The following is a 26,764-nucleotide window of genomic DNA, read 5'->3' as shown; positions in this document are numbered from 1 at the left end:
CCGCGATGCGGCCGGGGTCGATGTTGTAGCGCTGGCGGGCGTAGGCGACCATCGACATGATGCCGGTGGAGTCGCTGCCGCCGTTGCGCTTGAGCCCGGCGGCGGTGGAGACGTCGAAGCACTTCTCGCTACGGGTGGCCTCGGGCAGGACGATGATGTAGCCGTAGCGGTCGGCGGCGGTGACGAAGTCGTGCCCGTTGCCGTTGAAGATCGCACTCGCCGAGCCGCCGCAGTAGTGCACCAGCACCAGCAGCGCCGGCCGTGCGGCGACATTGTTGGGCACGTACATGTACATGTTGAGGTTGGTGGGGTTGGTCCCGAATCCGGTGACCTGGGTGAGGGAGGCGGCCGCGGCGGGCCGGATCCCCAGAAGCACGCTCGCGACCACCAAAGGCAGGGCGGCGGCCGCGAGGATGGCGGTGAGCCTTCGTTTCACGGCATGTCCTTTCGTCATCGAAACAGGAGCCGGAACGGCGTCGGCCTGCGAAACCCCTGCTCACGCCCGGGTGCTCGGGACAGGCGCCGGCGACGGGCAGCCCTCGATCGACGGCTCGGCGCGGAGCACGCGGTCGCGGACCGCTCAAGGGCCGGCCCTGGCCCGGCGGACCGAGGGGTTGGCGGGTAAGACGCGGGTCCAGCGCCGGTCGGCGGGGCGTCGCAGATCTGGAGCCGGACGCCGCTGGTGGTGGCGCGGTTCGGCACGTCCAGGCGAAACCGCCCGCGCCCACCTCGTGGATCGCACCGGTGGACGAGGCGTTGAGGCCGAGGCGGTGTCGGTCGGTGTCGGTCGGTGTCGGTCGGCGTCGATCCGTGTCGATCCGTGTCGGTCCGTGGCTCGCGACACCCTCGATCACCAGGCGTGTCTTGACGGAGTTGCATTGTTAGCGTTCACATCATTGGCCGAGTCGCGTCTCCTTCTCCGGCGGGTGGTCGGAGGTGGTGGTGTGGGGTGGAGCAAATCCGAGACAGGGACGTACCGTCAAGCGGCGCCCAGGCGCAGGAGGCCGAAGCGTCGAAGGGTCCGGCGTGGCCCATCTGGCGCTATCGGCGTTCCCGCACCGGACCGGCTCCTCGATTGTGCTGAAACTTTCAGTCACCTTCATGGCCGGCGTCCCGCGCCGGCGCACCGCACGACTACGGAGCCTCGCAGGATCCAGGTGACCAGGGACCGAGGGGCACGGCATGGAGGACGCATCCGCGTCCGGATGGGTTCCTGAAACTTTCCTGTGGATATTGACACGTTTCGGTGGTGTTTCCACACTGAGTCCCCAAGAGGTTTCCTGCCGGTGGTGGTGCGGGAGCCGCTGATCGCGACGCCCGCGTGGTGGTGTGCGTTCCGATGCCGGGACGGAGAGGCGACCGGTGCGGTGGGAACCGCCGCACCTGAGACCACTCCGCGGACGGCGGTCACGTGCTGCTCCCTATGAGGGGCTCACTCGAGGAGAAGGAACACCACAGTGCGACGACGTTCCAGCGAGACTCCGGCGCCCGATGCCGCCACGAGATCACGTTCAGGGCCCGGCTCACAGGGCGGGCTGGTGAGGCGGGCGATGGCCGCGGCGGTCGTCATCCTCGGGCTGCTCACGGTGACCGTCGTGACCCGGCCGGCATCGGCCGCCGACAATCCCTATCAGCGGGGTCCCGACCCGACCTTGGCCAGTGTGGCCGCCAGCAGGGGCAGCTTCGCCACCGCGCAGGTCAGCGTGCCGTCGGGCAACGGCTTCGGCAGCGGGGTGATCTACTATCCGACCGACACCAGCCAGGGGATCTTCGGCGGGGTCGCGATCGTGCCCGGCTACTCCGCCCTGTTCGCCAACGAAGAAGCCTGGATGGGCCCCTGGCTCGCGTCCTTCGGCTTCGTCGTCATCGGAATCGAGACCAACAGCCGCACCGACGGCGCCGACGCCCGGGCCGCCCAGCTGCTCGCCGCGCTGGACTATCTCACTCAGCGCAGTCCGGTGCGCGACCGGGTCGACTCCAGCCGGTTGTCGGTGGTCGGCCACTCCGCCGGCGGCGCCGGTGTCCTCCTCGCGGCGGTTCAGCGGCCCTCACTGAAGGCCGCGGTCGGGCTCGCGCCCGGCTCCCCCACGGGGAACCTGAGTCTGGCCAATGACCGGGTGCCGATGATGTTCATCTCCGGGCAGAGGGACACGACGGTCACGCAGTCCTACCTCAACGGGCTGTACACCACTCTGCCGGCCTCGACTCCGAGCGCCTGGGTGGAGATAACCGGCGTGGACCACCTGTTCGCCACCAGGGCGAACACGACCGAGATGCGGACGCTGATCCCGTGGCTGAAGATCTTCGTCGACAACGACACCCGCTACACCCAGTTCCTGTGCCCGTTGATGGACTCCAGCAACATCTCGATGTACCGCAACAAGTGCCCGTACGTGCCGCCGGGCGGCCCCTCGCCGTCGCCCTCGCCCTCGCCCTCGCCGTCCCCGTCCGCCACCCCGTCACCCACACCCACGCCTTCCCCCTCGCCGTCGCCGACTCCCACCCCCTCGCCCTCCCCCTCCGCGGGCGGATGCACCGCGAGCTACCGCACCACCAACTCCTGGCCGGGCGGCTACCAGGGCGAGGTCACGGTGACCGCGGGCGGCTCGGCGATCAGCGGGTGGACCGTCAGATGGACGCTGGGCAGCGGACAGACGGTCAGCCAGGTGTGGAACGGCACGCTGGCCACCAGCGGCTCCGCGGTGACGGTGACCAACGCCTCCTACAACGGATCGGTCCCGGCGTCCGGCTCGACCACCTTCGGCTTCCTCGGCGGCGGCACGCCGTCGACCCCCTCCCTCACCTGCACCAGCCGCTAGTGATCACCCTTTCGGCAGGTTGTAGTCCACCACGGGTCTCCTCGGCCGGTCGGATGCCGCGCGGTCCGGTTCGTCGCCCGGCACCTCGGCCGGGCGGCCCCGCCTCCGGCCTGACGTGATCGGTGCCGGCGCCCGCCCATCGGCCGGGCACCGGCACCGATCTTTCCGTAGCCTCATGCACGGCTCTACACATCGGGTATATACCTCCGGTGTATTTGATCCGCCATGACAGTCCCCCTGGCCCTGCTGGGCCTGCTGGACCGCGAGCCCAGCTATGGCTATGACCTGAAGCGCGACTACGACGCCTACTTCGGTAGAGGCAAGCCGCTCCCGTCCGGGCAGGTCTACTCGACGCTCGGCCGCCTGGCCAGGGACGGCAAGGTCACCGCCGGCCAGAGCGAACCCGGCGACGGCCCCGACCGCAAGCGCTACGCCATCACCCCGGCCGGCAAGCAGGAGGTGGCGGCGTGGCTGGCCGAGCCCGTGGCGGCCGAGCCGTTCCTGCAGACGGTGCTGTTCACGAAGGTCGTGCCGGCGCTCATGCTGGGCCAGGACGCGGAAGGCTTCCTGGACACCAGCGTGCCACGCACATGCGGCACATGCGCGGCCTGTCGGAGGTCAAACGCGGCGGCGCCCTCGTGGACGCCCTGCTGGCCGACCACGCCCTGTTCCACCTGGACGCCGACCTGCGCTGGCCGGTTCAGCCGGCGAGGTCAACGACGATCTTGCCGGTGGCCTCGCCGGCCTCCACCAGCTTGTGCGCCTCGGCGACGGTGCCGAGAGTGAATCGGCGGGGGTCGACCAGCGGGGTGAGGGCTCCGGCGTCGGCCAGGGCGGCCGCCTCGCGCAGGATGTCCCCGTGGTGGCCGCGCCCTCGGCCGGTCAGCATCGGTAGCAGGGTGAAGACGCCGGAGTAGGTGGCGCCGCGGAACGACAGCGGCGCGAGGCTGTGCGACCCCCAGCCCAGGGCGCTGACCACGTGGCCGGTGTAGGTGCGGACCGCGGCGAAGGACGCGTCCAGCACCTGCCCGCCCACGGTGTCGAAGACGACGTCGAAGCCCTCGCCGCCGGTGTGCTCGGCGACGTAGTCCTCCACGGCGGTGGCCTCGTAGTCGATCGGGACGGCGCCGAGGCGGCCGATCGCCGCGAGGCTCCCGGCCGACCCGGTGGCGAACACCTCGGCGCCGCGGGCACGGGCCAGTTGGACGGCCACGTGCCCGACGCCGCCGGCCCCGCCGTGCACCAGCACCTTGTGGCCGGCGCGGACGCCCGCCCTGTCCACCAGGCCCTCCCAGGCGGTGACGGTCGCCAGCGGCAGCGCCGCCGCCTGACGCATGCTCAGGGCCGCGGGCTTGCGGGCCAGCAGCCGCGCGTCGACGGCCGCGTACTCGGCGAGCGAGCCCTGCAGGTCGCCGACCCCGCCGGTGAGCCCGAAGACCTCCTGGCCGGGGGCGAAAATGGTGACCTCCGGGCCGACCCGCTCGACCACCCCGGCCAGATCCATGCCGAGAACGGCGGGCGGCCGGGTGCGGGCGTGGGCGGCCCGGCCGGCGCGGATCTTGGTGTCCAGCGGGTTGACGCCGCTGGCCTCGACGCGCACCAGGACCTGGCCGGGTCCGGGGTCGGGGGTCGCGACCTCCGTCAGGGTCAGCGGGCCGCCGAACTCTTCCAGCACCACAGCGCGCATGGCAATCGCCTTCCACTCGTATCGGTACAACTCGCTGATCGGCACGCTCCGTGCGGGACGGCCCCGCCGTCGTGTCGCTCGCAGAGCACATCCTGAGAAATCGGACAAATATCCCTGTGTTATTCCGCCGGCCTCCGCCGACCTCCGGCCTCCCACCAGGCACGACGGCCCCCTCGTCCCGCCGAAGAGCCGCCCGCGTCCCCCATCCGCACGCTCCCCATCCGCACGGGGATCGCCGCCGGCGCCGCCCTGAGCCGGACCGCCCGCAGGGGCCGGCGTCGTGGGCCGAGCCCCGGTGGTCTGCGAGGCAAGGGTCACCGGAGAACGGGCATCCGTGTTTCGCGGTTTCCGCAACTTTCATCGGGCTTCCGCAGGCCACACCTGCTCAGAGGGCCATCGGAACCCTCGCGTCTGAAATATTTCTAGGCATTATTGACACGTTTCATCGAGATTTTCAGACTGATCAGCAGCTGGACACGCGCACGGTGCACAGCCCCGTGCCGCAGATCATCGATCGGCGGTCGTCGTTTCCCTCACCTAACCGGAAGGAGAGGCCTCGTGGTCATCAACTCGGGCCGCTCTAGGATCCGCTCCGTGGTCGTCACGCTCGCGGCGGTGACGCTCGCGGCCATGTGGGCGGCGTTCACGGTGGTAGACGCCCAGGCCGCACCCGCGCGCGCCACGGCCGTCCCTTGGGCGGCGGCCGGTGTCGAGGACGAGGGCGCCGACTGCCCGGTGCCCGCCCTGCCGGACGCGGGGTCGTTGCCGACCAATCCTCGGCTCCCCGACCCGTTCAAGAAGCTCGACGGCACCCGCATCACCGGCAAGGCCGACTGGCGCTGCCGCCGCGAGGAGATCAAGAAACTCGCCGAGAAGTTCGTCTACGGCGAGAAGCCCGGCAGACCCTCCACCGTCACCGGCACCGTCTCCAGCACCAACATCACCGTCAACGTCTCGCACAACGGCCGGACCTCCAGCTTCTCCGCGGGCGTCCAACTGCCCTCCGGCACCGGTCCCTTCCCCGCCGTGGTCGTCCTTGGCGGCTTCGGCGCCGACACCGCCGCCATCCGCTCCGCCGGCGCCGCCGTCATCACCTACGACCCCTACGCCGTCGGCAAGGAAGGCACTCCCCGCAACAACAAACAAGGCGCGTTCTACACCATCTACGGCTCCAACAGCTCCACCGGCCTGCTCGCCGCCTGGGGCTGGGGCGTCAGCCGCATCATCGACGTCATCGAACGATCCGGCGGCACCATCCTCAAAGCCGACGCCGTCGGCGTCACCGGCTGCTCCCGCTTCGGCAAAGGCGCCTTCGTCGTCGGCGTGCTCGACCAGCGCATCGCGTTGACCATGCCCATCGAGTCGGGCAGCGCCGGCGTCCCCATCATCCGCGGCATCCCCGGCGAAGGCGCCCAGAGCCTGTCCAGCGCCTACGGCGAGCAACCTTGGCTCGGCGACGCCTTCAGCACCTTCACCGGCAGCCCCACCCGCCTGCCCGTCGACACCCATGAGATGGTCGCCATGATCGCCCCCCGCGGCCTGTTCATCATGGACAACCCCCACATCGCCAACCTCGGCCCCAAGTCCGCCGGCGTCGCCGCGCTCGGCGGCGCCGAGGTCTACAAAGCCCTCGGCGCCGGCGCCAACATCACTTACTGGTCCGACATCCAGGACGGCACCCATTGCGCCAACCGCCCTGAATGGCGCACCCCGCTCACCCAGAACATCCAGAAGTTCCTCACCAGAACCGGCAACGCCGCCGGCGCCATCCGCATCTCCTCCAAGGCCCAGGGCAATCTCGCCGAATGGCGCGACTGGACCACTCCCACCCTCACCGACGACGGCGCCACCCCCACCCCGACCCCCACGCCGACCGTGACCCCCACGCCGACTCCGACCCCGACCGTCACCCCGACTCCGACGCCGACCGTCACCCCGACCCCCACCCCGACTCCGGCGCCCGGTGGATGCGCGGCCACGATCCAGACGGTGAACTCCTGGTCCGGCGGCTTCCAGTCGACCGTCACCGTCACCGCGGGCACCAGCGCGATCAATGGCTGGACGGTCACCTGGACCTGGCCCGGATCGCAGACCATCACCCAGTTGTGGAGCGGCGTCCGGTCCGGCTCGGGGGCCAACGTCACCGTCGGCAACGAATCGTGGAACGGCAAGCTCAACGGCAACGCCGCGACCACCTTCGGATTCACCGCCGGCGGCAGCGCGGCCACACCCGCACTGAGCTGCAGCGCCTCGTGACCCACTGAGGACACCACGGCACACGCGCCGAACGACGGCGGCATCCTCGGCACAACGAGGGTGCCGCCCTCGTCGTCTCCGCCGGGGCGACGGTCCGCGGGGCCTGCGAAGATCACCCCAGAAGTGCGGCCAGGGCGGCCACCCCGACCGGTCAGCACCGGTCAGGAATCGAGAAGCGCCGGTCAGCGGGCCGGAGCTAGCCTCAGGGCCATGGAACTCACCGTTGGTCCGGGTGCTGCCGCGGCGTCCCGGCACCACCCGGACCTCATAGCGCGACACTCCCGGCTTCGCGGTCCGCGACGTCGTCGGACGAGCACATCACCGCCCACTCCTCGGATCAGGTAGACAGAGGGGCGTCGCCGCGACCCCGCGCCGGCCACGCACGACCTACAGGTACCGCTCGAAGCCGGTCGGACCGCGCCGGGCGACGCCCGGCGGGGACCGCGCAGGCGGCCCGCCCGACAAGATGGAGAAACGATGAGCATGGCCACCGGGCCGGACACGCACTCGCCTGCGCCGCACGTCGCCGACAGCCACGATATGATCCGCGTGCACGGCGCACGCGAGAACAACCTCAAGGACGTCAGCATCGAGATCCCCAAGCGCCGGCTGACGGTGTTCACCGGGGTCTCCGGCTCGGGCAAGAGCTCGCTGGTGTTCAGCACGATCGCCGCGGAGTCGCAGCGGATGATCAACGAGACCTACAGCGCCTTCGTGCAGGGGTTCATGCCCACGCTGGCCCGGCCGGAGGTCGACGTCCTGGACGGGCTGACCACCGCGATCATCGTCGACCAGGAGCGGATGGGCGCCGACCCCCGCAGCACGGTCGGCACCGCCACCGACGCCAACGCGATGCTGCGCATCCTGTTCAGCCGGCTCGGCAAGCCGCACATCAGCTCGCCCAACGCCTTCTCCTTCAATGTCCCCTCCGTCCGGGGCAGCGGTGCGATCACGGTCGAGCGCGGCGCCGACACCAAGGCCGTGAAGCGGACCTTCACCCGTCTCGGCGGCATGTGCCCGCGCTGTGAGGGCCGGGGCTCGGTCAACGACATCGACCTGACCCAGCTCTACGACGACACCAAGTCGCTGAACGAGGGCGCGCTCACGATCCCCGGTTACAGCATGGACGGCTGGTACGGGCGGATCTTCGGCGGATGCGGCTTCTTCGACCCGGACAAGCCGATCAGGAAGTTCACGAAGAAGGAGCTCGCCGACCTGCTCCACAAGGAGCCGACCAAGATCAAGGTCGACGGCATCAACCTCACCTACGAGGGCCTGATCCCCAAGATCCAGAAGTCGATGCTGTCCAAGGACGTCGACTCCCTGCAGCCGCACATCCGCGCCTTCGTGGAGCGGGCGGTCACCTTCACCACCTGTCCCGAGTGCGAGGGCACCCGGCTCAGCGCGGAGGCCCGCTCGTCCAAGATCGACGGGATCAACATCGCCGACGCCTGCGCGATGCAGATCAGCGACCTGGCCGAGTGGGTGAAGGGCCTGGACGAACCCTCCGTCGCGCCGCTGCTCGAGGCGCTGCGGCACAGCCTCGACTCCTTCGTCGAGATCGGGCTGGGCTACCTCAGCCTCGACCGCCCGTCGGGCACGCTGTCGGGCGGCGAGGCGCAGCGCACCAAGATGATCCGCCATCTCGGCTCCTCGCTCACCGACGTCACCTACGTCTTCGACGAGCCGACGATCGGGCTGCACCCCCACGACATCCGGCGGATGAACGACCTGCTGCTGCGGCTGCGCGACAAGGGCAACACCGTGCTGGTCGTGGAGCACAAGCCCGAGGCGATCGCGATCGCCGACCATGTCGTCGACCTCGGCCCGCGCGCCGGCGCCGAGGGCGGCCAGGTGGTGTTCGAAGGCACCGTCGAGGGGCTGCGGGGCAGCGGCACGCTCACCGGGCGGCACCTGGACGACCGCGCCCGCCTCAAGCCGTCGGTGCGCACGCCGTCGGGGGTGCTGCAAGTGCGCGGCGCGGCCACCCACAACCTGCGCGACGTCGACGTCGACATCCCGCTCGGCGTGCTGGCCGTCGTCACCGGAGTGGCGGGCTCGGGCAAGAGTTCGCTGATCCACGGCTCGGTGTCCGGCCGGGACGGGGTGGTGTCGGTCGACCAGGCGGCGATCAGAGGCTCGCGGCGGAGCAACCCGGCCACCTACACCGGGCTGCTCGATCCGATCCGCAAGGCCTTCGCCAAGGCCAACGGCGTGAAGCCCGCGCTGTTCAGCGCCAACTCCGAGGGCGCCTGCCCCACGTGCAACGGCGCCGGGGTGGTCTACACCGACCTGGCGATGATGGCCGGCGTCGCCACCACCTGCGAGGAGTGCGAGGGCAAGCGGTTCCAGGCCGAGGTGCTGGAATACAGGTTCGGCGGTCGCGACATCAGCGAGGTGCTGGCGATGCCGGTGACCGAGGCCGAGCAGTTTTTCGGCGCCGGCGAGGCGCGCACGCCGGCCGCGCACGCCATCCTCAGGCGGCTGGCCGACGTCGGGCTCGGCTACCTCAGCCTCGGCCAGCCGCTCACCACGCTGTCCGGCGGCGAGCGGCAGCGGCTCAAGCTGGCCACCCACATGGGCGACAAGGGCGGGGTCTACGTCCTGGACGAGCCGACCACCGGCCTCCACCTCGCCGACGTCGAACACCTGCTCGCCCTGCTCGACCGCATCGTCGACTCCGGCAGGTCGGTCATCGTCATCGAGCACCATCAGGCGGTCATGGCGCACGCCGACTGGATCATCGACCTCGGCCCCGGCGCCGGCCACGACGGCGGCCGCGTCGTCTTCGAGGGCACGCCCGCCGACCTGGTCGCCGCCGGGTCCACCCTCACCGGCGAGCACCTGGCGGCCTACGTCGGCACCTGACCGGAACGTCAACGGCACCGCGAAAGAAGAGGTCCGCCCGATGTGTTTCCGGCGTTCTTCGGTCGACCGGCGCAGCCTGGAGTGGACGAGCCGGTGGTCGGCTCGGGAGGATGAGGACGTGCACCACAACAGTTCGGCTCCCGAGGAACTCCTGCTCAGGCAGCGCCGGCGCGACCTCGCGCTGCTGCGCCGCGTCCGCGACCGCATCGACCGGGAGTACGCCCGGCCGCTGGACGTCGAGGCGCTCGCCCGCGGCGTGAACATGTCGGCCGGGCACCTCAGCCGCCAGTTCCGGCTCGCCTACGGCGAGTCGCCGTACTCCTACCTGATGACGCGGCGCATCGAACGGGCGATGGCGCTGCTGCGCCGCGGTGATCTCAGCGTCACCGAGGTCTGCTTCGAGGTCGGCTGCTCCTCCCTCGGCACTTTCAGCACCCGCTTCACCGAACTGGTCGGGGTGCCGCCCAGCACCTACCGGCGCCAGGCGGCGAGCGCGACGGCGGGGATGCCCTCCTGCGTGGCCAAACAGGTGACCCGGCCGATCAGGATCCGAGAAGCGCCGGTCGGCGAGCCGCAGCTAGCCTGAACTGCATGGACCTCACCATTCATTCGAGCTTTCTGCCGCACGACGACCCCGAGGCCGCCCTTGCCTTCTATCGCGACACCCTCGGCTTCGAGGTCCGCAACGACGTGGGCTTCAAGGGGCTGCGCTGGATCACGGTCGGTCCCGCCGGCCGGCCCGGCACCTCCATCGTCCTGATGCCGCCGGGCGCCGACCCCGGCGTCACCGACGACGAGCGCCGCACCATCACCGAGATGATGGCCAAGGGCACCTACGCCGGCATCCTGCTGGCCACCCCCGACCTCGACGACACCTTCGACCGGGTGCAGGCCAGCGGCGCCGAGGTCGTCCAGGAGCCGACCGAGCAGCCCTACGGCATCCGCGACTGCGCCTTCCGCGACCCCGCGGGCAACCTGGTCCGCATCCAGGAGCTGCGCTGATCCGCCGTCGGCCGCCCGCGCGGGCCGCCGACCGGCGCGGCCGTCGGCGGGCTCGGCCATCATGGCGGCCACCGTGCCGACGCCGCCGCTGACGGTCACGACTGGACTTCGTCGAACAGGGCGATGGCCTGGGCGGGGTCCGGGCTCACGAGGCGTTCGAGACCTGCCGCCGTCATCTTCGCGAACCTGCCGGCCCGCGCCCACATCTGCTCCTCGAAGGCGCGGACGGCCTCGTCCGGATCACCCGGGGCGGCGGCGAGGGACTCGGCGAGTTCGGCGCCTTCCAGCATCGCGAGGTTGGCGCCCACTCCCAGCGGGGGCATCAGGTGGGCGGCGTCGCCCAGCAGCGTCACCCCCGGGACGTGGGCCCAGGTGTGGTCAACGGGCAGGACGTGCAGCGGGCGGTGGACGAAGGCGGTGCCGCGGCGCAGGAGGTCCAGGACGGGAGCGGCCCAGCCCTCGAACAGAGCCAGCAGGCCTGATCGCATGGCCTCGGCGTCGGCCGGGTCCAGGCCCGCGTCCAGGTCCGCGTCCCTGCCCCGGTCCAGGTCCGTGCGCCGGTTCAGGCCCAGATGCCGGTCCGGGTTGGCGTGCCAGTCCAGCGGCGCACGGAACTGGGCGTACACCTTGACGTGGCCGCCGCTGTTGCGCTGGGCGACCAGGCCGCGGTTCACGCCGTACACGGCCACCGAACCGTCGCCGATCAGGCGGGCGAGGTCGGGGTGGCGGGTGTCGACGTCGTCCAGGGAGGTCTCGACCAGGGTGACGCCGGTGTAGTGCGGCGTCGCGGGCGAGACCGCCGGGCGGACCCGGGACCAGGCGCCGTCCGCGCCGACCACGAGGTCGAACCTCTCCTGCCGCCCGTCGGCGAAATGGACCAGCACGCCGTCCCGGCCCCCCGGCACCACCCGCGTCACGCCCCTCCCCCACTGCACGTCCAGGGAGTCGAGCAGCAGGTCACGCAGTTGCCCGCGGTCGATCTCGGGATTGGCCCGGTCGCCTGGACGGGGCCGCCAGTCGCGCAGGACGGTCCCGTCGGTGTCCAGGATGCGCATGGCCTGCCCCTCGGGACGCGACAGCGCCTGGAACCGCGTCAACAGCCCCGCCTTGTCCAGTGCGAGCTGGCCCATCCTCGCGTGCAGGTCCAGCGTGCCGCCCGGGGGACGGGCGTCGGGCGCCGGATCGCGTTCCAGGACGGTGACGGGGTGATCGTGGCGGTGCAGGACACGGGCGAAGGTGAGGCCGGCGGGGCCGGCTCCGATCACGGCGATACGATGTCTCATGTCGATACACTGTATTTGGGTAAGACGATGTATCGCAACAGTACGATGTAGCCATGACTGTGTGGGATCGGCCGGAGCCGCCGTCACGCCCCGCGCCGCTCGACCGCGGGCGCATCGTCGCCGCCGCCATCGCGCTGGCCGACGAGGGCGGGCTGGAGGCGGTGTCGCTGCGCAAGGTGGCCGCCCGGCTGGACGCCGGCCCGATGCGGCTGTACGGATACATCTCCACCAAACAGGAGCTGTTCGACCTCATGGTGGACGAGGTCCACGCCGAGATCCTCCCCGAGGAGGCACCCCGCGACTGGCGGGAGGCGCTGCGCACCCATGCCCACCGGACCAGGCAGGCCACCCTCCGCCACCAATGGTTCGCCGACCTGCTCGGCGGCCGTCCGGCCCTGGGGCCGAACGCTCTCGCCGTGACCGAGGCCACGCTGGCCGCCCTCGACGGATTCGCCGACCTCGACACCGTCATGCGCGCCGCGGAGACCGTCAGCGCCTACGTCACCGGCGCGATCAGGCGCGAGATCGCCGACCTGCGGGCCGAGCGCGCCACGGGCCTGTCCAAGCGCGACTGGCAGCGGGCCTACGGCCCGCATGTGAGCAGGATGCTGGCCACGGGCCGCTTCCCCGTGCTGGCCAAGGCCGTGCACGACGGCACGCACGCGGACGCCGAGACCTCCTTCGCCACCGGACTGGACTGGGTCCTGGACGCCGTGGCCGCCAAACTCTCCCGGCCCTCCGCATGACGCCCGAAATCTCTTCGCGAAGGGATGTCGAGAACCGGCGCGCGGCTCCGTCCCCGGCGTGAACACGGCCACAATGGGCCGACACCACACCAAGGAGAACAACGATGGCCAAGTACCTGCTGCTCAAGCACTACCGCGGCGGGCCGGCGGCGGTCAACGACGTGCCGATGGAGCAGTGGACGCCGGAGGAGATTTCGGCCCACATGCAGTACATGCGTGACTTCGCCGCGCGGCTGGAGGGCACCGGCGAGTTCGTCGACGCCCAAGCGCTCTCCCCGGAGGGCACCTGGGTCCGCTACGACGGCGAAGGGCGGCCGCCGGTCACCGACGGCCCGTTCGCCGAGACCAAGGACCTGATCGCCGGCTGGATGGTGATCGACGTCGAGACCCACGAGCGCGCGGTGGAGCTGGCCGGCGAACTGTCCGCGGCTCCGGGCGCGGGCGGCAGGCCGATCCACGAGTGGCTCGAACTGCGCCCCTTCTACGGCGAGACGCCAACGGTGTCCGAGTGAACGAGCCTCTACTGCGGGAGCTGGTGCCCGCGGTGATCGGCGTCCTCGTCCGCCGCGGAGCCGACTTCGCGGCGGCCGAGGACGCCGTGCAGGACGCCATGGTCGAGGCCCTGCGCGTGTGGCGGGACGACCCGCCGCGAGACCTCAAGGGCTGGCTGGTCACCGTGGCCTGGCGCAAGTTCCTCGACGCCGCCCGCGCCGACACCTCCCGGCGGCACCGCGAGGTACGCGTCGACACCGAGCCCGCGCCCGGCCGGGCCGAGGCGGTGGACGACACGCTCCGGCTGTACTTCCTGTGCGCGCACCCCTCCCTGACGCCGGCCTCGGCCGTCGCGCTCACGCTGCGCGCGGTCGGCGGCCTGACCACGCGTCAGATCGCGCGGGCCTACCTCGTGCCGGAGACGACCATGGCTCAGCGGATCAGCAGGGCCAAGCGGACCGTCTCGGGCGTCCGGTTCCACCGGGCCGGGGACGTCGCCACCGTGCTGCGCGTGCTTTACCTCGTCTTCAACGAGGGCTACTCCGGCGAGGTGGACCTCGCCGCCGAGGCCATCCGGCTCACCCGCCAGCTGGCGGCCACGACCCACCACGAGGAGGTCGCGGGCCTGCTCGCGCTCATGCTGCTGCACCATGCCCGGCGCCCGGCGCGGACCGGCCCCGACGGCAGGCTCGTCCCCCTCGCCGAACAGGACCGCGGCCGGTGGGACACCCGCCTGATCGCCGAGGGCGTCGACGTGCTGCAGGCCGCCCTGGCCCGCGACCGCCTGGGCGAGTACCAGGCGCAGGCCGCCATCGCCGCGCTGCACGCTGACGCCCGCACGGCCGAGGAGACCGACTGGGTGCAGATCGTCGAGTGGTACGACGAACTGGTGCGCCTCACCGACAGCCCGGTGGCCCGCCTCAACCGGGCCGTCGCGGTCGGCGAGGCCGACGGCCCGCGGGCCGGCCTGGCCGCCCTGGCCGGGCTCGACCCCGCCCTGCCCCGCCACACCGCCGCCGCGGCGTACCTGCACGAGCGCGACGGTGACCCGGTCACAGCGGCGCGGCTCTACGCCCAAGCCGCCCGGTCGGCGCCCAGCCTTCCCGAACGCGATCACCTCACGCGGCAGGCAGCGCGGCTCAACGCGCGACTGCGCGCCTGACCCGATGCCACCGGACCACCGTGGGGACGGCCCCCAGGCTTCATCACCGGTCGTCACGCCGCGGACCGACTGATTCGGGCCGGCTCAGCCGAACAGCGACAGGTCGATGGAGTCGGCCAGGGCCTGGTAGCCCGCGTCGTTGCCGTGCAGGTGGTCGCCGCAGTGGAAGTCCTGCCTGATCCGGCTGGGGCGGTCCGGGTCGCCGGGACGGTGACGGCCGGCGTCCCAGAGAAGGTCAGTACGCGCTCGCTGCCCGGCCGGACCGCGCCGCCGGTCACCGCTGAGCACGCTCGGCTCCAGGTGCTCCTCGGGCAGGTGCTTCAGCAACTCCTCGTGTACTCCATCCGGCGCGGCTCGGCATGCGCGACGTCCCCGGCCGGCCACACCCCGGCCTAGTCCGCATCGGCCGTTGTACAGATGCGAAAGCCGAAATGCGTACGGTTCTGTGAGTGGTACTCGATCGTCGAGCCCGACCACTCGATCGTCCAGTACTCGACCAACTCACGGCAACCGGCAACCAGTGATCTTGAGTCGAACTTGCCGCAGGTGAGGTGCTGGGGGCGGATCGGCGTCGGCTGCGCGACCAGAAACGGCGATGCACAAACGCAGCCGGAGGCCCGATCTTGTGTCACCGTTCGCAGTGGACTTCTTCGCGTACCCGCTCAGATCGGTCAACGGCGCACCCGGTAGCGCAGGTGAAGCACCCGGTTGCCCTGAATCACCACGTCAGGGTCCTCCAGCAGGTGCTGCGCGTGGACCGACCCGAAGTAGCGCTTGCCGGAGCCGAACACGACGGGTACGACGTCCATGCGCACCTCGTCGATCAGGCCCGCGGCAAGCACCTGGCCACCGACGTCGCCGGCGGCGACCTCGACCATGCGGTCACCCGCAAGCTCCTGCGCCTTGGCCACGGCTGCCTCGACGCCGTCGACGAAGTGAAACGGCGCCTCGGGGTCCCAGCCCTCGGGCATCGGCCGGTGCGACACGACGATCACGTGGTCGATACCGCTCGGGGGCTTGCCGCCCCAGCCGTCGGTCAGGTCGAAGACGTGGCGGCCGACGATCGTGACCGCGATCTGGTCCCAGTACGCCCGGGTGTAGTCGTAGGACGTCCGCGACACCTTCAGCTCGCCGCTCTCGTCCAACGGGACGTCACCGCTGGACAACCAGTCGAACAGCGGTCCGGGCTGGTCATTCTCGTCCGCGACGAAGCCGTCCACCGACACCGAGCTGTACATGACCACCTTGCCCACGGGGCTCTCCTCTGCTTTGGGGTGCCCCAAATTAGCGTGTCGTGAGCTGTCGCTCTTGTAAGAAATCAATCGGCCGGCAGCGGCCAGCCGTCCATCGCGTGGCCGGGATGTTCGCGCAGGAACCGCCGCCGGACCTCCAGGTACCGGGTCGGCGTGAGCCCGGTGAACGCCCGGAACTCATGGCCGAAATGGGCCTGGTCGAAGTAGCCTGCGCCACCGGCGAGGTCGCCCCAGTCGATCGGTCCGGCGGGGTCGATCGCGAACACGGTGGCGGTGAAGCGGTAGGTGCGGGCCAGCCGCTTCGGCGTGACGCCGATGAGCTCCTTGAACCGCTGCGCCAGATGAGTGCTGCTGACACCGGCCGCCACGCCCAGGTCGCCGATCGCCACCGCCCCGCTGGTCGCCGCGATGACGCTGCTCGTATGGCGGACCAGCCCCAGGCCGGCGGTCTCGCACAGCCGTCGCATCAGCTCCTCCTCGAGCAGCGTCAGCATCTCGTGCGGTCCGTCCGCCGTGGCCAGCCGGTCTCGCAGCTCGGCAATGGCGGGCCGGCCCCAAACCTGCTCTACCGTCACCGGCCGGTCACACAGCTCGACCGCGGGCATCGGCAGGAACGGCGCCAGCCCCCACGGCTTGAAGTGCACGCCGACCGACCGGGTCCGGAGTGGGTAGCCGAACTCGAACGCGCGGGTGGGCATGGTGACCACGCAGCCGTCAGCGTACTCGGCCGTGTCGATGTCCATGCCGGCGCGGATGCGGAACGGCGCCCCGAGGTTGACGATGAGCAACGCCGCCGGCATCGGCGGCAGCGTCAGCCGGGCGTACGGCGGCGCACCCTCCAGGTAGTAAAGGTCGTCGATCAGCCCGTCCAGCGGCGGACGCGGCACTCTGGACACGTACTCCACGCCCCCACTATCGCCGACGCCCCGCCGGCAGCGAGCGCCGGGATGGCCCGGTCGACCTGCCGCTCCTTCTCACACCGACCGGTGACAAGAACCCGTTCCCACTCAGAACGGAACAGGGCTCCTCGATGCCGATCGGTGAAAACCCGTTTTCCACTGAGAAGCGAACAGAGCTCGTCGATGCCCGATCGATGACAAGGCCCGCTCCCACTCGCAACGGAACGGGGCCCTTCTCCGGCGGGGCCACCCAGGGACTCGCCGACGCCCACTGTTGGCGTCACCGGTGGCGTCTACTGCCTGCGGGCCTCCAGTGCCAGTTCGGCGGTGACGGCGCGTTCGCGCAGTTGGGCCGACTCGGCCCGCAGGGTGTCGGCCTGGGCCCGCAGGTCGGCGACCCTGGCCCGTTCGATCTCCAGCAGGGCGGCCAGCCGGTCGCGTTCGGCGACGGCGGCGCGTTCACCGTCGGCCGCCGCCGCCACGGCGGTGGACGCCCGCTCCTCGGCGGCGCGCACGCGGTCCGCGGCCCGCCGCTCGGCCTCCTCGGCGCGGGCGCCCGCCTGGGCGGCGTCGGCGGCCGAGCGGGCGGCCTGTCCCACAGCCTCGGCTCTGGCCTGTTCGGCATCGCCGGCCCGGCTCTGCGTGCGGTCGCGCTCGGCCTCGGCGGCCTGGGCACGGGCGATCGCCGCGGCGGCGGCCTGCTCGGCCTCCACGCGTGCGCGGCGGGCCAGTTCGGCCTCGGTGCGCGCCGCGTCCCGCTCGGCGGTGGCGCGTTCGGCGTCACGCCCGGCCTCCTCTGCCAGCTGCCGCGCCCTATCGGTCTCCTCGCGCGCCTCGCGCGCCTCGGCCAGCGCGGTCTCGACCCGCTCGCCCATCTGCTCGATCGCCTGCTCGCGCTCGCTCTGTGCGCGGGCGGCGCGCCGGTCGGCCTCATCGGCGACCTGCTTGGCGCGTCGTTCGGTGGCGGCCGCCTCGCGCAAGGCGGCCAGGGCCTGCTCGCGGGCGGTCTCCGCGTCCGACAGGGCGGTGTCGCGCTCGGCCTGTGCCTCGCGGACCCGTCCGCGCATCTCCTCGCGTTCGCGCCGGGCGTGCTCGGTGGCCTCGCGCGCCAGCCGTACCTGCTCGAAGGCCTGTTCCCGCTCGGTGCGGGCGATCGCGACACGGGTATGCGCCTCGGCCTGAACCGCGCTCAGCTTGGCCTCCACCCCGGCGGGGCTCAGCTCGTCGGCCAGCACCTGCGCCAGCGGGGCGATGGCCGCCGCGAGCCCCTTCTCCATGCGGTCGTACAGGTCTTCGGCCCGGGCCAGCGCCCCCTCGAGGCCGGGCGTGGCGCGGCGCATCTCCCGCTCGCGCTTGGCCGCCGCCTGGCAGTCGCCCAGCGGGCAGTACTCCTTGGGCCGGCCGCGCCCGGAGCGCCGTTCGATCGCCGCCCCGCAGTGCTTGCACGCCGTCACCGCCCCGGCGCCCCCCGCCGCGGCGTCCTCCAGCGTCCCCGCCTCACCCACGCCCGCCTGCCCTTCGTCCCCCTTGATCTTCACCTCCGCATCCTAGCATTTTCGAATTTCCAGAAATTGAAAATCAGAAACAACGATCCATTGCGCCCTCCACGTCTGGAGCAACTAACGAGAAGGAGACTTCCCGCAAGTAACTCGACCGCCCCTTCACCGACGAACGGGCCATGGACTCGGATCGGGAGCCGGCGTGACTGTGATTGGTCATTTCGGCGACCTGGGACTTGGTCACCAGACGTCAGCGCATTAGTCACTAGTTGTCAGTGGACGATCGGAGATCACACCTCCTGATCCGTCCGTTCATCCCGTTAATACCTCATCGTCCGTTTAGTGTGGCGGACAGTCGTCCAGGCCCGGACTCGCCGAGCGGCCGTCGCCGCCGCCTCTCCCGGACGAGAAGCTCGGCTGGGTCTTCTCCCATCCCCTGGCATGACATATGGCGGGCTATCCCTGCTGACATCTCGGCAACCAATGCTGAACTGACCTGCGCCTTGGTCATGCGCTGTCACCGGAGGTGGTCATCGAGATGTCAGTGCAGTGCCGGGCTCGCCGACTGGCGCGGGCTTGCCGGTGTAGATGTGTTGAGCGCAGCTCATGCGTTACTGGAAAGAATGACTGCCCGCCTGGGGCGCGGGCGAGAAGGGTTCTTCTGCCTGGAGGCCCGGGCTCGCCGAGCGAGCCGCGCGACCGATTCCGGGTCAGCGCCACGAGCAGGATCGATCCCAGCGGCAGCAGCCATCCCCGCCGCGTCGTTGCTCGCCGCTGCGGGCTTCAGTCTGCTGGGTCCGGGATGGCGACGAAGGAGATCAGGCGGGTGGCGGGGTGGCGGTCGAGGGCGTAGCGGGCGCGGTCGTAGCCGCGGGTGGTGCGCGGGTCGGCGTGGCCCATGGCGTCTTGCACGTCACGCAGGGCGGCGCCGGCGTCTAGGGACAGGGTGGCGAAGGAGTGCCGCAGTGAGTGCGGGGTGAGCTTGTCGGCTGAGGGGATGGCGGCGCAGCGGGCGATGCGGCGGATGAGTTTGGTGATGGCCCAGCGGTCCAGGCGTTTGCCGCCACGCCGCCGACCCTCGTCCGGTCCGGCTGCGCACCGCCGCGCTGCTGGCCATCATGCTCACCGAAGGGGTCCGCGTCTCGGGGATCTGCAACGCCGACATCGCCGACCTGGGCCACAACCGCGGCTGGCGCACCCTCACCGTCACCCGCAAAGGCGGCAAACGCCAGCCCTTGCCGCTCGCCCCGCCCGTCGCCGACGCCCTCGACCGCTATCTGGCCGACCGGGTCGGCGGCGACGCTCCGCAGCACGGCGACCTGCAGGGGCCGCTGTTCGTCACCACAGCGTCCGGACCGCATCGAGGACCTGACCCTCACCGCCGACAGCTTGGGGGTTGCTGATCCGCGCCTCCAAGAAGATCAGGACGCGGTCGGCGAACTTGTCCCACCCCTTACAACCATCGGGGCTTCAGTACGCCGGCCCGGTCTCCCCGACGTCATGGCCATGGACGTGGAGACCGGCGAGCGGCTCCACCTCAGCGTGAGCGAGGAGAACGCCTTCTGGGCCCGGGCCATCATCGAGATCCTCCGGCATACCGGCATCCGGCTGCGTGATAGCGATCATCCCGACCGCCGTTCACCGCCCCGCCACCCCCTCCCCCACGGCCGCCGGCGACCCGGGCGCGCTCGCGCTCCTGGCACCGATGGTGGCCAGCGTCGGCGACATCCCCGGCCTGCGCCCGCGCCGCGCCAAGGGCGACGGCGGCGAAGTGCCCGGCGCCGACGTTGACACCATCGGCGCTGCCCACGCCAGCCTGTCCCGCCCCGGCGCGCTCGCGCCATCCACCGTGGCCCGCCGGCTGTCCAACGCCTCCAGCCTGTACGCCTACGCGGTGCGCCGCCGCGTCCTGGCCATCAACCCTGCCGGCGTCGTCGACCGGCCGGAGGTGTCCACGATCGGCACCACCCCGGCCCGCACCGTCACCGAACAGACCGCCCTGGTCGACGGCGCCGAAGCCATCGCCGCCCGGCACCCGGTCGACGCCGCCGCCGTTGCGCTGCTGGCGGTGTGCGCGGTGGGCGTCCGCGAGCTGGTCGCGCTCACGGTCGGCTCGGTCGCCCTCGACGCCGGGCACACCGTGATCCTGTTCTGCCGCAAGGGCGGCAAGAACGACCGGTTGCCCGTCCTGCCCCGGGTCCGCGCCCGGCTCGACCCCCTGTTGCACGACCGTGGCCCGGGCGAGGCGCTGTTCACCCGCGCCGACGGCCGTCCCTTCGACCGGGGGCGGATGACCACCGCGCTGCGCCGCGCCGCCACCGCCGCCGGCGTCGACCCCGACCGGCTCACCCCGCACACCGCCCGCGCCACCGCCGCCACCGCACTCCTGGACGCCGGCGTGCCCATCGCCGACGTCCAGGAGATGCTCGGCCACGCCTCCCCCGTCACCACCCAGCGCTACAACTGCGGCCGCCGCAAACTCGACTCCCACGCCGCCTACCGCATGGCCGACATCCTCGCCGGCGGCACCTGATCACCGCTCCGCTCCCCCCCGGGGCCCCTACCCCCGGAGGTTTCCGACACGGCGGCCTGGACCTCCTGTAGCTAGGGCGAGCTGCCACCCGACGAGAGTCCTATGGCATCGGCCGGAGAGAGGTTCCGTGGTGGGTACCGAATGGAACTGATCAGCCGGTCAGGCGGGCAGCACGTTGTCCGCGAATGCGCCCTGCATGTTTCCGCGCTCCTCGAAGACGAACACGATGTACGTCTCGAAGTACTCACCTGGCTGCCCCGCGACGCGCGCGATGCCGACCTTGGTGCTGGCCTTCCAGACCAGTTGCGTGAAGTGGCCGGCGCCGGATGAGAACTGGGCGGCGGCGAAGTCGTAGGCGGCGATCTCGTCGTACCACTTCTTGACCGCGACCGATCCGGGCAGGGCTTCAGCGTCGCCGCCCCAAAAGATGTTCTCGCCCGTCTGCGTGCGCAGGCCGGTGTGACCGGCCTTGAGTCCTTCCTGCTCAGAGCGGGAGGAAGCCCGCTCTAACGCATAGGCGTTGAGTTCCGGGTCCATGACCATGGGCGGCGCGTGGTGCTTGGCGCGGTAGGCGTTGGCTTCGGCGAGTGCTTCGGCCTGGAATTCCGGCGTGGTGGCGTTGGGCAGGGCAGGGCGGGTTCCTGTCATGAGACATCCTTCGAACAGCGCTAGGGAACGCCGGTCCGGATCACGATCGCTACACGTCGTGGCTCCATACCGGCGGCGGAGGATGAGCAGGGCGACCTCTACCTCGGCCGCCCTGCTCATCCTCCGCCGCCTGCACAAATCCGCCAGATACAGTCCGTGTCCGACATCGGACACTTAGCCACCGCCTCAAGATTGTTCCTTCTCAAAAGTCAACATCCGCCCCGGGAGGCACACCAGTGGCCGTGCTCGCACCCCGCCCGACCGGCCCGCTCACCCTCGGCGGGCACAGCGAGGCGGATCTGTCGCTCAGCGCCGCGGCCCGCGCCGCCATCGAGGCCGGCGTGCCGGAGTCGCCGCGCCTACGCCCGCGACTGGAGCGCGTTCCTCGCCTGGTGCGCCGAGCGCGGCCGCGTCCCGATCCCCGCGACGGCTCAGACCGTCACCGAGTACGTCACCCATCTGACCGTCGCGCCCTCGGTGCGCACCGGCCAGCCGCTGGCCCCGCCGTCCATCGAGCGCGCGCTGGCCGCGATCCGCATCATGCACCAGGCCGCCGACGCCGACCCGCCGCAGACCAAGGGCGCCCGCAAGGTGCTGTCGGGCTACCGCGAGCGCCTGGCCCTGGCCAAGGATCCGGCCGCGCGGCCGCGCAAGGCCGACGCGGCCGTCCCCGACGGCCGGATGACCCCTGAGGCGATCGCCGACGTCGTGGCCCGCATCGCCGCGGCCGCCGGCCTGGAGGGCCGGTGGACCGACCACTCGCTGCGCCGCGGATTCGCCACCGCCGCCCGCCGCGCCGGCGCGAACCTGGAGCGCATCGGCCGCCACGGCGGATGGGCCGACGGCTCCCGCGCCCTGCTCGGCTACCTCGAAGAGGGCGACCGCTGGGCCGACAACCCCGTCACGGGGCTGTAGAAGCCCACCCACTTGGGCGGGTGGCCACCTAGGTCCTTGCATAGGCAAGCACCTAGGTACCTAGGCTTGGCCATGGGTGTCCCGGCTCGCGTTGGGCGTAGATGAGCCCCCACCTGGACGGCGGCCTGTGTGGTGAACCGGCCGGTTGCACACGCCCTATCCGGTAAGAGCGCTGGAGAGAGGGTGCCGGCCCAACGTGTTCGCGCTGATGGGCCTGCGCGAGCTGCTCAGCTCACCGTCCGGCGTACGTCGAGTGGTGAGCTGAGCAGGTCGACGTACGCCGGGCGGTGGAGCCGGGCGACGGCGGCTTCACCGCGCCGGCGGACGTGCCGGGCATGGATGCCGTCACCCGTTACACCAGCCTGCTGTCCGACCGGCTCGACACGCTGATCGGCGCCGATCGGCTGACGTTGCGGTCTGGGTCTTGACACCCGAAGACGGTCAGACGGTGCGCTTGGCCCAGAAGTGGATTCCGATCTGGGCGAACTGCGACAAGGGAACGGCACTGGTCGATTGGCTCTGGCCGAGATGCCTCAAGGTCTGGACGTTCTTCGTCGGCAGGGTGCCACCCGGGCCCGCGACGGCAGTCGGATGGAACCACTTCTGGCTGTCGGTGTTGTTGCAGGTCGCCACGATGACGTCCACCGTGTTCTTGGCGGTCAGACACAGCGGAGCGCCGCTGTCGATACTGGCCCGCAGGGTGTAGATGAAGGCGCTCTGACCGCCACCGGACGAGACGGTGGCCGTCTGCGCCCACTGACCGAAGCTGCTGTTCGTGTCGCTCTTGAGCACGACATCTGACCCGTTGAAGTTGGCGGAGGCCGTGAGCACCGTTTTGGCGTTGTTACCCCGATACTCCAGCTCCTTGAACACCTCGGCGTGAGCTGGCGAGGCGATCACCGCGCCGATCCCCGATAAGCTCATCGCGGTGAGCGTCATCGCGATGGTGCGGCGCAAGTTTTGTGATGCGGACATGAAGAAACCCCCTGATGATGTGCTTGAGACCGAGTGGCCCAAGACAACATCAGTACACAGCCCCCGCTGTGTGTGGTCAGCGCATAAATACCGCTTCGGCGTAGATTCGCTACGAGTCGTTCCGGGGGATCGCTCACGTCGCCCACCATCAAGTGCCTTCCAGACCCGGCTCAACACCGCGGTGCTCGCCGCGCGTGAGGCCGGGCACTCGTGGGCCGAGATCGGCGCCGCGGTCGGCATCACCCGCCAGTCCGCCCACGAACGCTGGGCCCGCGCCGCACGGACGGAGGCCGCACGGTGACACGCGACACCGAGAGCCTGCGACACGAGCTCACCGACCTGATCGTCAAAGCCGTCCAGAAAGGCGACCAGGACCGCGTGGACGACCTGGCGGAGGAGATGTGGATGGCCGCACGCCGGGACGGCATGAAGGATCTGTTGATCGATCTGTGGGACGCCAAGGAGATCACCCCCGACGCGATCGAGAACAACGGGGTCGCCGACCCCCGCGACACCGGGGCCGGCGCATGACACACCGCTACACCGCCGCCGAGAACCGCGACATGGTCACCCACATCGAGGGGTGCGAGCAGTGCTGCGGCGACGATGAGGAGATCCGCGCCGGCCTCTACGACGAGGGCCTGCCGCCGGCCGAACTCGAGGACTACATCGGCGTCACCCACTCGGCCGAGTGGGTCGCGTAGATGACCGCCAACCGGCCGGGCGCGTGACCCGGACTACAGATCGAGTCCCCACCCCGCCCCGGCCCGCCGAGGCGGGGTGTTTCGTCGCTCAACGCGGCCCGTCCTAGGCAATAGACGATCGGTTCCCTTGGGCTGATGTGTGGCCAGATGAGGCATCACCGCACCTGCATCCCCGCGTGCACCGATACAAGATGGTCTCTAGATCGACTCGAAGAGAGACGATTCTGGATGAAAGGATCATGCCCCGGTTGAAGATGTTTCAGCCACAGTGAACATCGAGGGGGCGAGTCGACGCTGGCGGTGGTGCGGCCTCTGCGGGACGTGAGAGGGCCAGCGACGGAAGAGGAACTCGCCGACTTCGAGCTGGACGTGCTGTCCGAGTTCGTCCTCGCGCGACTCTCCGCAGGGCTGGCCGACAGCACGATTCGAAGCGACGTCAGCCACCTCCAGCTGATCCGAGACTGGTTCGACCGACCGCTGTGGGAGATGGAACCCAAGGACGCGGACCGGTACTTCGGCACTGTCCTGCGCAAGGCGTCGATGGCGACCCGGGCGGCGCGGGCCCAGGTGCTGGTGACCTACTTCGAGTTTCTGGAGTTGCGTCACAAGGTCGAGTTGCACGAGCTGACGGGCCGCGTGGTCGAGTGCCCGATCGATGAGATGAACCGCCCCCGGATGTCGGTCGTTGCGCAGATCCGCATCCCGCCGACCGAGGCGGAGATCGAGCAGCTGTTCGCCGGCTGCGCGAAGAGCTGGCATCCTGCCGCAAGTTCGCGCCAGCGGCCCGGAACTACGCGGTGTCTCGCCTGGCTGCGGATGTGGGATTGCGGATCAACGAGGCCTGCATGCTCGACCTGGACGACGTGCGCTGGGAGCTCGGGCGCCTTGGCAAGCTCAATGTCCGGCACGGCAAAGGCTCCCGCCGGAAGGGGCCGAAGCAGCGCATGGTTCCGCTGATCAACGGCGCAGACAGCGTGCTGACGTGGTTCGTCCAGGACGTCTGGAGCCAGTTCGACACCGACCACACCCTGCCGGGCGCGCCGCTGTTTCCCTCGGAGCGTCGGCAGATTGATGGACCGGGAGCGCGCGCAGGCACTGATGTCGTCCGGCGCGCGTTGGCGGCGGCGGTCGACCGGCACTTGCCAGGCTGGACGGGCAAGCTGACCTCGCACGTGCTGGGGCACTCTTGCGCCAGCCAGCTCTACCGGGCGGGCGTGGACATCCTCGCAGTCCAGGAGCTCCTTGGACATTTCTAAATCTCTACAACGATGCGCTATGTCCACCTGCACGGAACCCGCATCGAGGACGCGATCATGCGCGGCCAGCAACGTGCCGCCCAACGGTGGGAAGGGCTGATTCGATGAAGTGGAACTTGCGCCTGGCGGCGGCAAACCGAGGCATTTGGAAGGCCAGCGAGCTGCGACGCATGCTCGCCGAGCGCGGCGTGGAGATGAGCGTCGGAAAGATGTCCGGGCTGTGGTCGGGTCGGCCCAACGTGCTGCGTCCTGAAGAACTGGACGCGTTCTGCGCGGTACTCCAGTGCGAGATCAGCGAGCTGATCACTGCTGAGCCCGAGGCTGTGCCGGCACCTCTATCGAGGGCGGAGGAACGCAGCGTCGGCTTCAGACAGCGCTGGCCAACGCCGCACCGCACGGTGCCTGATGATCGACATGTTCGGTAACGCATGGTAATGATTCAGTGACATGTGGTACCCGGCGGGCGCGCAGCAGCCTCGTCGCCGGGAACAGATACGGAGATCTCCATGCGGGCAGCAACCACCCGAACCCACGCTCGATCCAGACGGTCAATCGCCGTCGTCAACGCGGCCGTCGGCAGCGCATTGCTGACGGCCCTCATGGCCGCACCGGCTTACGCCGGCGAGACGCCGAACGTCTCCGGCAAAGCCCGCGCGTCCACGGCCACCGTGGCTTCCCGATCGGGAGGCCAGGAATGGGTCCAGACCGATCCGCTCACCTTCAACCACGTCCTCACCGGTGCCGACCGCGTCTACGAGCAAATCTCCGAGGTCCCGGCACTCACGATTCCCTTTCCCGGCGTGTGGGAGTTCTCCTATCACGCCCGCCCGATCGTTCAACCAACAACGAGCGGGGCGATGTACATCCGCACAGCGTTGTTCAAGAACGGCACGCGTATCCCCGGAACCGAGGCCGTGACCGGCATCGCCGGCCCGAATCAGATAATCCAAGCTACCGCCGGACAGACGTTCGCGCACACCTTCGCTGCCGGGGACGTCGTGACGCTCCACGCGGCCCGCATCCATCCGCAGGCCGGCTCGGCCTCCATCGCTAGCAACGAAGACGGCCGCACCGGAGTCACGGCGCACTGGGTGAGCCCAAGCTGAGCCGTACCAAAGCAACTCCCGCATTGAGGTGATTTCGCGCCGCCGGGGAAGCGTGGCCTCGTTGCCTGCCACGGCACTACACGGGGTCTGGCCGGCCACCGACGGCCGCAGCGGGGAGACCGGGAACGACGGACGGCCATCGTTCCCGGATCTCGTCGACGTGCCCGCCGTCGGCGCTCTCGTCTCCTCGGAAGTCCGATGACCTGTGCGGACCAGCCCACTTTGAGGCTGGGGCCGTGGACTCGCTTTTTGAGGCAACACCACGCAGCGGCGGGGAACTGCCCCGGGCGCCCGCAGCCCGGTAGGCAAGCCACGCGGTCAGTCCCGCGAAGGCGGCCAGGCTGGCGATTTGAAAGGGCGTCGGCTCGTCATCCCAGCCGGAAGTGGCCGACAGCACCGATGCCAAGGTCGTGAAGAACGACATGATGAGTGGCCACACCCGGCTCTGTCGCCTGTCTCGGCGACGGCGTGAACGGCCACCCATGGCTCCATGAATACCCGATGACCGCCCGATCCGTAGCGGCCGGCCCTGCTAGACCTAGCACCCCCGTTAGGTTAGTTGCGTCACCACTGTCGGGTTGATCAATTCGTCCATGGTGCCCATGGCTGGTCCTCTGTTCATGGCCGGGGCAGCCCTCAGGCCGCCCCGGCCGGTGATGAG

General features: G+C 70.4%; 28 protein-coding genes and 1 pseudogene. 19 read left to right on the top strand and 10 right to left on the bottom strand.

Features of this window, described 5'->3' with window-relative positions; all coding sequences use genetic code 11:
- A partial coding sequence (locus ACWEN6_RS36695; protein WP_452576599.1) for an alpha/beta hydrolase family esterase occupies positions 1-436 on the bottom strand: 436 nt, incomplete at its 3' end.
- 1,102 nt (positions 437-1,538) lie between these two features.
- On the opposite strand from ACWEN6_RS36695, the gene ACWEN6_RS36690 reads away from it, so the two are divergent.
- Complete coding sequence (locus ACWEN6_RS36690) at positions 1,539-2,819, top strand: poly(ethylene terephthalate) hydrolase family protein (RefSeq protein WP_452576598.1); 1,281 nt, start codon at positions 1,539-1,541, stop codon at positions 2,817-2,819.
- A gap of 225 nt (positions 2,820-3,044) precedes the next feature.
- Positions 3,045-3,605, top strand: a complete 561-nt coding sequence (locus tag ACWEN6_RS36685; RefSeq protein WP_452576597.1) for a PadR family transcriptional regulator — start codon at positions 3,045-3,047, stop codon at positions 3,603-3,605.
- On the opposite strand, the gene ACWEN6_RS36680 is transcribed toward ACWEN6_RS36685, so the two are convergent.
- A complete protein-coding gene (locus tag ACWEN6_RS36680; protein WP_452576596.1) occupies positions 3,520-4,506 on the bottom strand; it encodes a zinc-dependent alcohol dehydrogenase family protein in 987 nt (328 codons plus the stop codon). The genes ACWEN6_RS36685 and ACWEN6_RS36680 overlap by 86 nt on opposite strands.
- 594 nt (positions 4,507-5,100) lie before the next feature.
- Between ACWEN6_RS36680 and ACWEN6_RS36675 the strand changes: the two genes are divergently transcribed.
- The 4 genes from ACWEN6_RS36675 (at position 5,101) to ACWEN6_RS36660 (ending at position 10,632) form a co-directional block, all read left to right on the top strand.
- The gene (locus tag ACWEN6_RS36675; RefSeq protein ID WP_452576595.1) at positions 5,101-6,762 is read left to right on the top strand and encodes a glucuronyl esterase domain-containing protein; all 1,662 of its coding nucleotides are present in this window, start codon (positions 5,101-5,103) and stop codon (positions 6,760-6,762) included.
- 477 nt (positions 6,763-7,239) lie between these two features.
- The gene (locus ACWEN6_RS36670) at positions 7,240-9,630 is read left to right on the top strand and encodes an ATP-binding cassette domain-containing protein (protein WP_452576594.1); all 2,391 of its coding nucleotides are present in this window, start codon (positions 7,240-7,242) and stop codon (positions 9,628-9,630) included.
- Between the two features lie 118 nt (positions 9,631-9,748).
- Positions 9,749-10,216, top strand: a complete 468-nt coding sequence (locus tag ACWEN6_RS36665; RefSeq protein WP_354930053.1) for a helix-turn-helix transcriptional regulator — start codon at positions 9,749-9,751, stop codon at positions 10,214-10,216.
- Between the two features lie 5 nt (positions 10,217-10,221).
- The gene (locus ACWEN6_RS36660; protein WP_452576593.1) at positions 10,222-10,632 is read left to right on the top strand and encodes a VOC family protein; all 411 of its coding nucleotides are present in this window, start codon (positions 10,222-10,224) and stop codon (positions 10,630-10,632) included.
- 95 nt (positions 10,633-10,727) lie between these two features.
- Here the strand turns inward: ACWEN6_RS36660 and ACWEN6_RS36655 are convergent, their stop codons facing one another.
- Entirely contained in the window at positions 10,728-11,915 is a 1,188-nt protein-coding gene (locus ACWEN6_RS36655) for an FAD-dependent oxidoreductase (protein ID WP_452576592.1), read from the bottom strand.
- A 53-nt stretch (positions 11,916-11,968) separates the two neighbouring features.
- Between ACWEN6_RS36655 and ACWEN6_RS36650 the strand changes: the two genes are divergently transcribed.
- From ACWEN6_RS36650 to ACWEN6_RS36640, 3 genes are all read left to right on the top strand, one after another.
- A complete protein-coding gene (locus ACWEN6_RS36650; protein ID WP_452576591.1) occupies positions 11,969-12,661 on the top strand; it encodes a TetR/AcrR family transcriptional regulator in 693 nt (230 codons plus the stop codon).
- Between the two features lie 104 nt (positions 12,662-12,765).
- Positions 12,766-13,173 carry a YciI family protein gene (locus tag ACWEN6_RS36645; RefSeq protein ID WP_452576590.1) on the top strand — a complete coding sequence of 136 codons (408 nt, stop codon included), beginning with the start codon at positions 12,766-12,768 and terminating at the stop codon, positions 13,171-13,173.
- On the top strand, positions 13,170-14,315 hold the full coding sequence (locus tag ACWEN6_RS36640) for an RNA polymerase sigma factor (RefSeq protein WP_452576589.1): 1,146 nt from the start codon (positions 13,170-13,172) through the stop codon (positions 14,313-14,315). The genes ACWEN6_RS36645 and ACWEN6_RS36640 overlap by 4 nt, the downstream gene beginning before the upstream one ends.
- Positions 14,316-14,399: 84 nt before the next feature.
- On the opposite strand, the gene ACWEN6_RS36635 is transcribed toward ACWEN6_RS36640, so the two are convergent.
- The 5 genes from ACWEN6_RS36635 to ACWEN6_RS36615 all read right to left on the bottom strand — a co-directional run bounded on the left by ACWEN6_RS36635 (position 14,400) and on the right by ACWEN6_RS36615 (position 19,019).
- Positions 14,400-14,642: a hypothetical protein gene (locus ACWEN6_RS36635; protein ID WP_452576588.1), complete on the bottom strand. Its 243-nt coding sequence runs from the start codon at positions 14,640-14,642 to the stop codon at positions 14,400-14,402.
- A 344-nt stretch (positions 14,643-14,986) separates the two neighbouring features.
- Positions 14,987-15,568: a dihydrofolate reductase family protein gene (locus tag ACWEN6_RS36630; protein ID WP_452576587.1), complete on the bottom strand. Its 582-nt coding sequence runs from the start codon at positions 15,566-15,568 to the stop codon at positions 14,987-14,989.
- Positions 15,569-15,633: 65 nt separating this feature from the next.
- Entirely contained in the window at positions 15,634-16,473 is an 840-nt protein-coding gene (locus tag ACWEN6_RS36625; RefSeq protein WP_452576586.1) for a helix-turn-helix domain-containing protein, read from the bottom strand.
- A gap of 287 nt (positions 16,474-16,760) precedes the next feature.
- The gene (locus tag ACWEN6_RS36620; RefSeq protein ID WP_452576585.1) at positions 16,761-18,005 is read right to left on the bottom strand and encodes a hypothetical protein; all 1,245 of its coding nucleotides are present in this window, start codon (positions 18,003-18,005) and stop codon (positions 16,761-16,763) included.
- A 744-nt stretch (positions 18,006-18,749) separates the two neighbouring features.
- Positions 18,750-19,019: a tyrosine-type recombinase/integrase gene (locus ACWEN6_RS36615; protein WP_452576601.1), complete on the bottom strand. Its 270-nt coding sequence runs from the start codon at positions 19,017-19,019 to the stop codon at positions 18,750-18,752.
- A gap of 26 nt (positions 19,020-19,045) precedes the next feature.
- Here ACWEN6_RS36615 and ACWEN6_RS36610 point away from each other — a divergent pair.
- Together ACWEN6_RS36610 and ACWEN6_RS36605 are read left to right on the top strand one after the other, a co-directional pair.
- Positions 19,046-19,369: pseudogene (locus tag ACWEN6_RS36610) on the top strand (hypothetical protein); the annotation flags it as partial.
- A 209-nt stretch (positions 19,370-19,578) separates the two neighbouring features.
- Positions 19,579-20,499 carry a tyrosine-type recombinase/integrase gene (locus ACWEN6_RS36605; protein ID WP_452576584.1) on the top strand — a complete coding sequence of 307 codons (921 nt, stop codon included), beginning with the start codon at positions 19,579-19,581 and terminating at the stop codon, positions 20,497-20,499.
- Positions 20,500-20,658: 159 nt separating this feature from the next.
- On the opposite strand, the gene ACWEN6_RS36600 is transcribed toward ACWEN6_RS36605, so the two are convergent.
- Positions 20,659-21,147 carry a CAP family protein gene (locus ACWEN6_RS36600; RefSeq protein ID WP_354853184.1) on the bottom strand — a complete coding sequence of 163 codons (489 nt, stop codon included), beginning with the start codon at positions 21,145-21,147 and terminating at the stop codon, positions 20,659-20,661.
- 477 nt (positions 21,148-21,624) lie between these two features.
- On the opposite strand from ACWEN6_RS36600, the gene ACWEN6_RS36595 reads away from it, so the two are divergent.
- Both ACWEN6_RS36595 and ACWEN6_RS36590 read left to right on the top strand, forming a co-directional pair.
- Entirely contained in the window at positions 21,625-22,062 is a 438-nt protein-coding gene (locus tag ACWEN6_RS36595; RefSeq protein WP_452576583.1) for a tyrosine-type recombinase/integrase, read from the top strand.
- Positions 22,063-22,349: 287 nt separating this feature from the next.
- Entirely contained in the window at positions 22,350-22,490 is a 141-nt protein-coding gene (locus ACWEN6_RS36590; protein ID WP_452576582.1) for a hypothetical protein, read from the top strand.
- Positions 22,491-22,503: 13 nt separating this feature from the next.
- Here ACWEN6_RS36590 and ACWEN6_RS36585 read toward each other — a convergent pair whose 3' ends face one another.
- Positions 22,504-23,001, bottom strand: coding sequence for a hypothetical protein (locus ACWEN6_RS36585; protein ID WP_452576581.1), 498 nt, complete (start codon positions 22,999-23,001; stop codon positions 22,504-22,506).
- Here ACWEN6_RS36585 and ACWEN6_RS36580 point away from each other — a divergent pair.
- From ACWEN6_RS36580 to ACWEN6_RS36555, 6 genes are all read left to right on the top strand, one after another.
- On the top strand, positions 22,991-23,338 hold the full coding sequence (locus tag ACWEN6_RS36580; RefSeq protein ID WP_452576580.1) for a hypothetical protein: 348 nt from the start codon (positions 22,991-22,993) through the stop codon (positions 23,336-23,338). The two genes, ACWEN6_RS36585 and ACWEN6_RS36580, sit on opposite strands and share 11 nt — an antisense overlap.
- The gene (locus tag ACWEN6_RS36575) at positions 23,335-23,568 is read left to right on the top strand and encodes a hypothetical protein (RefSeq protein ID WP_452576579.1); all 234 of its coding nucleotides are present in this window, start codon (positions 23,335-23,337) and stop codon (positions 23,566-23,568) included. The genes ACWEN6_RS36580 and ACWEN6_RS36575 overlap by 4 nt, the downstream gene beginning before the upstream one ends.
- A complete protein-coding gene (locus ACWEN6_RS36570; RefSeq protein ID WP_452576578.1) occupies positions 23,565-23,741 on the top strand; it encodes a hypothetical protein in 177 nt (58 codons plus the stop codon). Before ACWEN6_RS36575 ends, ACWEN6_RS36570 begins: the two co-directional genes overlap by 4 nt.
- A 797-nt stretch (positions 23,742-24,538) precedes the next feature.
- Entirely contained in the window at positions 24,539-24,997 is a 459-nt protein-coding gene (locus ACWEN6_RS36565; RefSeq protein ID WP_452576577.1) for a tyrosine-type recombinase/integrase, read from the top strand.
- A 104-nt stretch (positions 24,998-25,101) separates the two neighbouring features.
- The gene (locus ACWEN6_RS36560) at positions 25,102-25,422 is read left to right on the top strand and encodes a helix-turn-helix domain-containing protein (RefSeq protein WP_452576576.1); all 321 of its coding nucleotides are present in this window, start codon (positions 25,102-25,104) and stop codon (positions 25,420-25,422) included.
- A gap of 81 nt (positions 25,423-25,503) precedes the next feature.
- Complete coding sequence (locus ACWEN6_RS36555) at positions 25,504-26,103, top strand: hypothetical protein (RefSeq protein WP_452576575.1); 600 nt, start codon at positions 25,504-25,506, stop codon at positions 26,101-26,103.
- Positions 26,104-26,764: the final 661 nt, after the last annotated feature.

This window comes from Sphaerisporangium sp. NPDC004334, assembly GCF_053602655.1.
The sequence above is the reverse complement of the archived record's forward strand: the minus strand, read 5'-3'. Positions and strand labels throughout refer to the sequence as shown.

Coding starts and splice junctions, on each gene's coding strand:
- ACWEN6_RS36685 (WP_452576597.1), top strand. CDS start 3,045: ATGACAGTCCCCCTGGCCCTGCTGGGCCTGCTGGACCGCGAGCCCAGC.
- ACWEN6_RS36680 (WP_452576596.1), bottom strand. CDS start 4,506: ATGCGCGCTGTGGTGCTGGAAGAGTTCGGCGGCCCGCTGACCCTGACG.
- ACWEN6_RS36670 (WP_452576594.1), top strand. CDS start 7,240: ATGAGCATGGCCACCGGGCCGGACACGCACTCGCCTGCGCCGCACGTC.
- ACWEN6_RS36660 (WP_452576593.1), top strand. CDS start 10,222: ATGGACCTCACCATTCATTCGAGCTTTCTGCCGCACGACGACCCCGAG.
- ACWEN6_RS36655 (WP_452576592.1), bottom strand. CDS start 11,915: ATGAGACATCGTATCGCCGTGATCGGAGCCGGCCCCGCCGGCCTCACC.
- ACWEN6_RS36650 (WP_452576591.1), top strand. CDS start 11,969: ATGACTGTGTGGGATCGGCCGGAGCCGCCGTCACGCCCCGCGCCGCTC.
- ACWEN6_RS36645 (WP_452576590.1), top strand. CDS start 12,766: ATGGCCAAGTACCTGCTGCTCAAGCACTACCGCGGCGGGCCGGCGGCG.
- ACWEN6_RS36600 (WP_354853184.1), bottom strand. CDS start 21,147: ATGACAGGAACCCGCCCTGCCCTGCCCAACGCCACCACGCCGGAATTC.
- ACWEN6_RS36585 (WP_452576581.1), bottom strand. CDS start 23,001: ATGACGCTCACCGCGATGAGCTTATCGGGGATCGGCGCGGTGATCGCC.
- ACWEN6_RS36570 (WP_452576578.1), top strand. CDS start 23,565: ATGACACACCGCTACACCGCCGCCGAGAACCGCGACATGGTCACCCAC.
- ACWEN6_RS36560 (WP_452576576.1), top strand. CDS start 25,102: ATGAAGTGGAACTTGCGCCTGGCGGCGGCAAACCGAGGCATTTGGAAG.
- ACWEN6_RS36555 (WP_452576575.1), top strand. CDS start 25,504: ATGCGGGCAGCAACCACCCGAACCCACGCTCGATCCAGACGGTCAATC.